The sequence below is a fragment of the Acidovorax sp. genome, assembly GCF_046314175.1.
Classification (GTDB): Bacteria; Pseudomonadota; Gammaproteobacteria; order Burkholderiales; family Burkholderiaceae_C; genus Acidovorax.
Genome location: NZ_JBKBXG010000014.1, coordinates 67,167 through 73,284, shown reverse-complemented (window position 1 = coordinate 73,284; position 6,118 = coordinate 67,167). Strand labels below are relative to the sequence as shown.

Genomic DNA, 6,118 nt, shown 5'->3' with positions numbered 1-6,118 from the left:
ACGATGTAGGCGTCCTGGACTTGTTTTTGAGCCATGGTGTTGACACTCCTTCAATTCTTGGGGGGGCGGCTGGAAGGAATCCAGGCCCACGTAAATACACATTCGACCGGCTCCACACCGGCTTCGTCGGTCACGGTGACCGCAACCTGCACCTCGCCCTTGTCGCTGGCCTGCATGGCGGCGCGCTGCTCGGCGGAGAGCGTGGCCACGGCCTTGAGGCCGCCCGTGGCCCGCTTCTTGAACGCCATGGAGAGCTCCTTGGCCAGCGGGATGCAGTCGTCGCGCACGTTCATGCCAACCACCATGCCGGTGGCTGTTTCGGCCAGCAGGTTCATGGCCGAGGCATGCACACCACCGATGTGGTTCTGCACGCGATGAACGTTGTCCAGGTGCACTTCGACGCGCTCAGGCGTGAGCGACACGAACTTCACCCCGGCCGTGCCGGTGAAAGGCACGGCCCGGCGCAGGATGATGTTCTGCACAAAGCCCCGCATGAAGGCGGGTGCCTCGTCCAGACGCATCAGCGAGCGCTGCAGTTTGTTGGGGGCGTGGTCCGTCATGGTGATGGCGGTCAGTTGCGGACTGGCTTACCTGTCGAGAGCATGCCCAGGATGCGCTCATGCGTCTTGGGCTGGGCGATCAGGTGGCAGAACGCCTTGCGCTCCAGCGTGAGCAGGTAATCCTCGCTCACCAGTGCACCCGCGTCCACATCGCCCCCACAGACCACCTCGGCGATCATGGCGCCGACTTTGAAGTCGTAGGCGCTGATGAAACCGCCGTCGCGCATGTTCACCAACTGGGCCTTGATGGTGGCCAGACCGCTGCGGCCGGCCACGGGGAACAGGCGCTTGTGCGGTGCACGCCAGCCGCTGGCGGCCATGGACTTGGCTTCGTTGATGGCGACGAAAAGCAGCTCGTCCTTGTGGGGCACGATGACGTCGCTGTCCAGCAGGTAGCCCAGCTTGCGCGACTCCAGCGCGCTGGTGCCCACCTTGGCCATCGCGGCAGCGGTGAAGCCTTCGGTCAGGAAGGGCAGGATGTCCTTGCTTGTCGAAGCTGCCATGTTCTCCGCCGCACGGCGTGCGATGTAGGTCAGGCCGCCAGCGCCGGGCACCAGGCCCACGCCCACTTCGACCAGGCCGATGTAGCTTTCCATGTGGGCCACGCGCTTGGCGGAGTACACGGCCAGCTCGCAGCCACCGCCCAGCGCCATGCCATGGATGGCAGCGACGACGGGCACCTGGGCGTAGCGGATGCGCATCATCAGGTTCTGCAGCTCCTGCTCGATGCTTTCCACCGCATCGGCACCGCCGACCATGAACGCAGGCATGGTGGCTTCCAGGTCCGCGCCCACGCTGAAGGGGGCGTCGCCGGACCAGATGACCATGCCCTGGTACTCGGCCTCGGCCAGCTCCAAGGCTTCCATCAGCGCTTCCATCACCTCGGGGCTGATGGCGTGCATCTTGTTCTTGATGCTGGCGATCAGCACCTGGCCATCTAACGTCCAAGTGCGCAGCGCCTTGGACTCCGCAATGGTCGTACCGGCCGTGCGCCAGTCGGGCAGGTTGGACTCGCCCAGCAAGGCCTCGGGGAAGATCTGGCGCTCGTACACCGGCAATTGGCGGCGGGGCACGAACTTGTTCTGCGACGCGCTCCACGAACCTTCTGCGGTGTGCACACCACCGGCGTCGGCCACGGGGCCCTTGAAGACCCACTCGGGCAGCGGTGCCTTGCACAGTGCCTTGCCAGCGTCGATGTCCTCCTGGATCATCTTCGCGACTTCGAGCCAGCCTGCTTCTTGCCACAGCTCGAAGGGGCCCTGCTTCATGCCGAAGCCCCAGCGCATGGCCTGGTCCACGTCGCGGGCGTTGTCGGCAATGGTGCCAAGATGCACGGCGGCGTAGTGGAAGCTGTTGCGCAGAATGGCCCAGAGGAACTGGCCGGGTGCGCCCTCAGCGTTGCGCAGCAGGCGCAGGCGTTCAGCGGCGGGCTTCTTGAGCATGCGGGCATACACCTCGTCGGCCTTCTGGCCGGCGGGCACGTACTCTTCGCTTTCCAGCTCGAAGCGCATCACATCACGGCCGACCTTCTTGAAGAAGCCTGCCTTGGTCTTCTGGCCCAGGTTGCCCAGTTCCAGCAGCTTTTTCAGCACGGCGGGCGTGCCAAAGCTTTCGTAGAACGGATCGGTCTCGATGCTCAGGTTGTCCTGCAGCGTCTTGATCACGTGGGCCATGGTGTCCAGGCCCACCACGTCGGCGGTGCGGAAGGTGCCGCTCGATGCACGGCCGAGCTTCTTGCCCGTGAGGTCGTCCACCACGTCGAAGGTCAGGCCGAAGTTCTCGACTTCCTTCATCGTGGCCAGCATGCCGGCGATGCCCACGCGGTTGGCGACGAAGTTGGGGGTGTCGTGCGCGCGCACCACGCCCTTGCCCAGGCCGCTGGTCACAAAGGCTTCGAGCTGGTCGAGCACTTCGGGCTGGGTGGTGGGGGTGTTGATCAGCTCCACCAGCGTCATGTAGCGCGGGGGGTTGAAGAAGTGGATGCCGCAAAAGCGCGGCTTGATGCTCTCCGGCAGCACTTCACTCAATTTGGTGATCGACAGGCCCGAGGTGTTGGACGCTAGGATGGCGTGCTTGGCCACGTGGGGAGCGATCTTGGTGTACAGGTCGAGCTTCCAGTCCATGCGCTCGGCAATGGCCTCGATCACGAGGTCGCATTCCTTGAGCAGGTGCATGTGCTCTTCGTAGTTGGCATGCTGGATCAGCGCCGCGTCGTCGGCCACGCCCAGGGGCGAGGGCTTGAGCTTTTTCAGGCCTTCGACGGCCTTGGTGACGATGCCGTTCTTAGGGCCTTCCTTGGCAGGCAGGTCGAACAGCACCACGGGCACCTTCACGTTGACGAGGTGGGCGGCAATCTGCGCGCCCATCACGCCTGCGCCGAGTACGGCGACTTTTTTCACTTGGAATCGGGACATGGGTTGGGTTCCTGGTTGGGGCGTTGCGCAACACCGCAGGGCGTGCGCAGCGCCGCGGGAATGGGGTTTACTGGACGCGGATCCAGGTTTGCGTGCGGCCAAAGGGGCCGATGGAGCCCCGCACTTCGAGCTTCTTGCCGCCGTCTATGGGGGTCATGCGCAAGGAGTAGTTGCGGCCGTTCTCGGGGTCGAGAATCTTGCCACCCTCCCACACCTCTTTGCCATCGGCTTTTTTGGCGCCACGGATGATCTCCAGCCCGAGGATGGGCTTGCCCTTGCGGTCGTCCGAGCATTCGTCGCAGATGTCTTCGGGCTTGGCGTCCTTGGTGAGGCGCTTTTCCAGCGCCCCGTTCAGCACGCCGCCGCCAATGTCACGGATGCGGATCTCGGCCTTGGCCTCACCGGTCTTGTCGTCGATGTTGCGCCACAGGCCCTCGGGCGACATCTGCGCCCAGGCGGGGAAGGCGCTCGCTACCAAAATAATAGCTGCTATCGCTTTATACATAAGCGCTCCGTGGCAAAAAGGCTTGAAATCCGCACCAGTTGTCGATCAGGCCAGGGCCAGATCGGTGTCCATCAGCACCTTGCTGCCGGCACGCGCAGTGCGCATCAGCATCACGGTTTCAGGGAACAGCTTGGCGAAGTAAAAGCGTGCGGTCTGCAGCTTGGCGCCGTAGAACGGATCGGTGTTGCCAGCGGCGATCTCGCGCAATGCCACCTGGGCCATGCGGGCGAACAGGTAGCCGAACACCAGGTGGCCGGCCACGCGCAGGTAGTCCACGGCGGCAGCGCCCACTTCGTCGGGGTTCTGCATGCCCTTAAAGCCGATTTCGGTGGTGAACTTGGTCATCTGGTCGCCCAGCATGGCCACGGGGTTGATGAACTCGGCCATCTTCTCGTTCACGCCTTCTTCTTCCACCAGCTTGCTGATCAGCTTGCCCAGCTTCTTGAGCGTGGCACCCTGGTTGCCCAGCACCTTGCGGCCCAGCAGGTCCAGCGACTGGATGGTGTTGGTGCCTTCATAGATCATGTTGATGCGGTTGTCCCGCACGTACTGCTCCATGCCCCATTCCTTGATGAAGCCATGGCCGCCGAAGACCTGCATGCACGCGTTGGTGCTGATGTGGCCGTTGTCGGTGATGAAGGCCTTCACGATGGGGGTGAGCAACGCCACCAGCTCTTCAGATTCGGCACGCACCTTTTCATCGGGGTGGCTGTGCACCTTGTCCAGCAGCAGCGTGCAGAAGATCTGCAGCGCGCGGCCGCCTTCGGCATACGCCTTGGCGGTCAGCAGCATCTTGCGCACGTCGGGGTGCACGATGATCGGGTCGGCGTCCTTGTCCTTGGCCTTGGTGCCGCTCAGGCTGCGCATCTGGATGCGGTCCTTGGCATAGGCCAGCGCGTTCTGGTAGGCCACTTCGGTCAGACCCAGCGACTGGTTGCCCACGCCCAGACGGGCGGCGTTCATCATCACGAACATGGCCGCCAAACCCTTGTTGGGCTGGCCCACCATGGTGCCGATGGCACCGTCCAGCGCGATCTGCGCGGTGGCGTTGCCGTGGATGCCCATCTTGTGCTCCAGGCCCGTGCAGAAAATAGGGTTGCGCTCACCCAGCGAGCCATCGGCACTCACATTGAACTTGGGCACCACAAACAGGCTGATGCCTTTGCTGCCCTTGGGCGCGTCGGGCAGGCGGGCCAGCACCAGGTGCACGATGTTGGGGGTCATGTCGTGCTCGCCCGCCGAGATGAAGATCTTGTTGCCGGTGAGCTTGTAGGTGCCGTCGGCCTGAGGCTCGGCCTTGGTGCGCAGCAGCCCCAGGTCGGTGCCGCAATGGGGCTCGGTCAGGCACATGGTGCCGGTCCACTCGCCGCTGGTCAGCTTGGGCAGGTACAGGGCCTTTTGCGCGTCGGTGCCGTGGGCGTGCAAGGCTTCGTACGCGCCGTGCGACAGGCCGGGGTACATCGTCCAGGCCTGGTTGGCCGAGTTCATCATTTCGTACAGACACTGGTTCAGCACAAACGGCAGGCCCTGGCCGCCGTAGGCGGGGTCGCAGGAGAGCGCCGCCCAGCCGCCTTCGACGTACTTGGCATAGGCGTCCTTGAAGCCCGATGGGGGCTTCACCTCATGGGTGGTCTTGTCCAGCACGCAGCCTTCGGTGTCGCCGCTGATGTTGAGCGGGAACGTGACTTCAGCAGCGAACTTGCCTGCTTCTTCGATCACCGCGTTGATGGTGTCCACATCCACTTCGGCGTAGGGCGGCATCGCCTTGAATTCATCACTGACCTTGAGCACTTCGTGCATGACGAATTGCATATCGCGCAGAGGCGGCGTATAGGTAGGCATGGTTTTACTCCTTGGATGGGGTGGTTTGGTTGGAAACTTTGCGGCGCGGCACGGAAGCGACTTTGGGGGCCACCTTGGCCGCCTTGACCACTGCTGCAGGCGCGCTGTAGCGCGCAAGAATGTTGTGAAAGCCCCGGATGGCGCGGTCCAGCGAACCGGGGTTCTGCAGAAAACGGGCTTCGTAGTGCAGGGCCAGGATGAGGCCGTGAATCTCGAACAGCATCTGCTCAGGATCCACGTCGGCCTGCAACTCGCCCAGCTCCTTGCACTGCTCGATGGCGCGGCGCATGGCGCCGTGCCAGGTCATGACCGAGCTGGCCAACGCGTCGCGCACAGGGCCCGTACGGTCGTCAAACTCGACCGCGCCACTGATGTAAATGCAGCCCGAATCGATTTCGATGGAGGTGCGCTTCATCCAGTTGTCGTACAGCGCATGCAACCGGGCCAGCCCGCGCGGGGCCGACATGGCGGGGTAGAACACTTCCTGCTCGAAGCGGGTGTGGTACTCGCGGATGACCGAAATCTGAAGCTCTTCGCGCGAACCAAAGTGCGCAAACACGCCCGACTTGCTCATACCGGTCACGTCGGCCAGCGCACCAATCGACAGCCCCTCCAGCCCGATGTGAGTTGCCAGCCCCAGTGCCGCCTCCACAATGGCCGCCTTGGTCTGCTGGCCTTTTTGCAAGGCGCGGCCCGTGCCACTGCGAGCGCGCGGAATGCGGGTGACCTGGCGGGATTCAGTGGTGGCGGGCATGGTGCAAATAAAAACGAACGTTCGTTCTATTCTGCAGCAAATT

Annotated in this window: 5 protein-coding genes; all 5 read right to left on the bottom strand. The window is 63.5% G+C overall.

Going from position 1 to position 6,118, the window contains the following annotated elements:
• Positions 1 to 50 precede the first annotated feature (50 nt).
• Positions 51 to 560 (bottom strand): DUF4442 domain-containing protein, encoded by a 510-nt coding sequence (locus tag ACK4OE_RS05925; protein WP_409883702.1) that lies wholly within the window; start codon positions 558 to 560, stop codon positions 51 to 53.
• An 11-nt stretch (positions 561 to 571) separates the two neighbouring features.
• Positions 572 to 2,974 (bottom strand): 3-hydroxyacyl-CoA dehydrogenase NAD-binding domain-containing protein, encoded by a 2,403-nt coding sequence (locus ACK4OE_RS05920; RefSeq protein ID WP_409883701.1) that lies wholly within the window; start codon positions 2,972 to 2,974, stop codon positions 572 to 574.
• Positions 2,975 to 3,041: 67 nt separating this feature from the next.
• Complete coding sequence (locus ACK4OE_RS05915) at positions 3,042 to 3,479, bottom strand: DUF2147 domain-containing protein (protein WP_409883700.1); 438 nt, start codon at positions 3,477 to 3,479, stop codon at positions 3,042 to 3,044.
• 45 nt (positions 3,480 to 3,524) lie between these two features.
• Positions 3,525 to 5,321, bottom strand: a complete 1,797-nt coding sequence (locus ACK4OE_RS05910) for an acyl-CoA dehydrogenase C-terminal domain-containing protein (protein ID WP_409883699.1) — start codon at positions 5,319 to 5,321, stop codon at positions 3,525 to 3,527.
• Positions 5,322 to 5,325: 4 nt separating this feature from the next.
• A complete protein-coding gene (locus ACK4OE_RS05905; protein ID WP_409883698.1) occupies positions 5,326 to 6,075 on the bottom strand; it encodes a TetR/AcrR family transcriptional regulator in 750 nt (249 codons plus the stop codon).
• Positions 6,076 to 6,118 lie beyond the last annotated feature (43 nt).